The organism is Verminephrobacter aporrectodeae subsp. tuberculatae At4 (genome assembly GCF_000193225.1).
Lineage (GTDB): Bacteria > Pseudomonadota > Gammaproteobacteria > Burkholderiales > Burkholderiaceae_C > Acidovorax > Acidovorax aporrectodeae.
This window is the reverse complement of sequence record NZ_AFAL01000473.1, coordinates 1-2,492: the sequence shown is the minus strand read 5'-3', so window position 1 is coordinate 2,492 and position 2,492 is coordinate 1. Positions and strand designations below refer to the sequence as shown.

2 protein-coding genes are annotated in these 2,492 nt (G+C 68.1%); both read left to right on the top strand.

Going from position 1 to position 2,492, the window contains the following annotated elements:
- Positions 1 to 267, top strand: a 267-nt coding sequence (locus VTU_RS34920) for an Ig-like domain-containing protein (protein ID WP_236610756.1), incomplete at its 5' end; no start/stop codon positions are given.
- Positions 264 to 2,492: Ig-like domain-containing protein (locus VTU_RS33665; protein ID WP_236610755.1), on the top strand; the 2,229-nt coding region annotated here is incomplete at its 3' end. The genes VTU_RS34920 and VTU_RS33665, both read left to right, overlap by 4 nt.

Below are 2,492 nucleotides of genomic sequence, written 5' to 3'. Positions count from 1 at the left end.
CTGCGCGATGGCATGCTGTCGCACTTCACGTCCACCGGCGACGGCAGCGTCTGGACCGCGACCCTGAGCGCGCCGACGCGCAACGTCACCTCGTCGAACAACACCTTTCGCGTGAACATGGCCGGCGTGAACGACCGGGCGGGCAACGCGGGCGAGGGGGGGGTGCCACCGGCGTCAATTACAGCCTCGACGCCGTCGCCGGGCGCCCCAGCCTGCGCATCACGCTGGCCGACAGCACGCTCACCGTGGGCGAGAGCACCACCGTGAGCTTCCAATTCAACGAGGCCGTCACCGGTTTTGACGCCGCCGACATCGTGCTCACGAGCGGCAACGGCACGCTGAGCAATCTGGCCGTCGGCGCGGACGGCAAGACCTGGACGGCGACCTTCACGCCCACGGCGAACACCGAGGTCGCGAACAACACCGTCCGCGTGGACCTGGCGGGCGTGCGCAACGCCGCGGGAGTGGCCGGGGTCGGCAGCGCGAGCAGCGCCAACTACGTCGTGGACACCGTGCGGCCCATGCTGCGCAGTCTGGTCATCGATGACCGCCTCCTGGCCGCGAACGAGGAGACCACCGTCACCATCACCTTCTCCCAGGCAATCGATGCAAACAGCTTCACGCTCGATGACCTGGAGATCATCGATTCCCTGACCCAGCGCAACCAGTCGATCAATGGCCTGCGGGGAACGCTGTCGAACCTGCGCAGCACGGACGGCGGAACCACGTGGAAGCTCACGCTCCGGTCCCCTTCTGCGGACAACATGCCCGACAACCGCATCGCGATCAAGCTGCGCGACATCGCCGATTCCGCGGGCAACACGGTCGGCGGGGGCAACGTGCCCGGCGACCCGGGGGGGACCTATATAGCCAACGACCAAGCCTACGCCAACGACAGCTCCCCGCCCCAGGTGAGCGGGATCGCCGTCTCGAGCCACAACCTGCGATCCGGCGGCACGCTGACCATCACCGTCACCTTCAACGAACAGGTGACGGGCTTTAGCCTCGACGACATATACAGCGCCGCCGGCGCCTCCGGTGGCACGATGTCCGACCTGAACTCCACCGACGGCGGAAGGACCTGGAGCATCACCCTCACCGCCCCGACGTTCCGGACCTCCGTGTCCTGGGCCAGGCCGAGCGTCGTGACGGGGGCGGCGCACGGCATCCGCGACCTCGCGGGCAATATGTCCCGCGAGGGCGGGTTCCACGGCGGCGCGTACAACGTCGACACCCGCGACCTCGTCACCGCGACCATCACGCTCGCCGACAACCACCTGATGGCCGGTGAAACCACCACCGTCACCATTGTCTTCAACGTTCGCGTCAACGGCTTCACGGCAGACGACGTCGTCCTCACGAACGCCAACGGCACGCTGGGCCCGCTCACGGCGAACGCCGACGGCAAGACCTGGACGGCGACCTTCACGCCCACGGCCAACGTCCACAGTGCGCGCAACACGATCAGCGTGAACCTCTTCGGCGTGACCGACGCCGTCAACCCGGCCGACACCACAGGCTTTGGCCAGTCCCACAGCGCCAGCTACAGCGTCAGCACCGTGCGCCCCGGCGCCACGATCACGCTCGGCAGTACCAGCCTCACGATGCGCGAGACCACCACGGTCCGCTTCGCCTTCAGCGAGGCGGTCACGGGCTTCAGCGCGCAGGACATCGTGCTCAGCGACGCCAACGGCACGCTGGGCCCGCTCACCGCGGATGCCGACGGCAAGACCTGGACGGCGACCTTCACGCCCACGGCGAACGTGCTGGACGCGAGCAACACCATCCGCGTGAACCTCGCGGGCGTGAGCAACGCCGCAGGCAACACGGGCGAAGGCACGGCCAGCAGCGCCGACTACGCCATCGACACCACGGCCGAGCGCCCCACGGCCATCATCACGCTGGCCGACACCGACCTCCGGATCGACGAAACCACCACCGTCACCATTGCCTTCAACGATTCCGTGAGGGGCTTCACGGCAGAAGACGTCGTGCTCAGCGACGCCAACGGCACGCTGGGCCCGCTCACGGCGGACGCAGTCGGCAAGGTCTGGACGGCGACCTTCACGCCCACGCTCAACGTGCAGGACACGAGCAACACCATCCGCGTGAACCTTGCCGGCGTGAGCAACCACGCAGGCCGCACGGGCATCGGCAGCGCCACCAGCGCCAACTACCAGATAGACACCATCGAATCCACGCGCCCCAGCGCCAGCATCACGCTGAGCGACAGCGCCCTGAAGATCGGCGAGACGAGCACCGTCACCATCCGCTTCAACGCGCCGGTCCTCGGCTTCACGGCCGACGACGTCGATGCGCCCAACGGCACGCTGGGGCCCCTGGTGGCCGACGCTGACGGCCGCACCTGGAGCGCCACGTTCACCCCGAATGACAATACCGAGAACAGCAGCAACGCCATCCGCGTGAACCTCGCGGGCGTGACCAACACCGTCGGCCGCGCCGGGCTCGGCCACGCCAGCAGCGCCGACTAC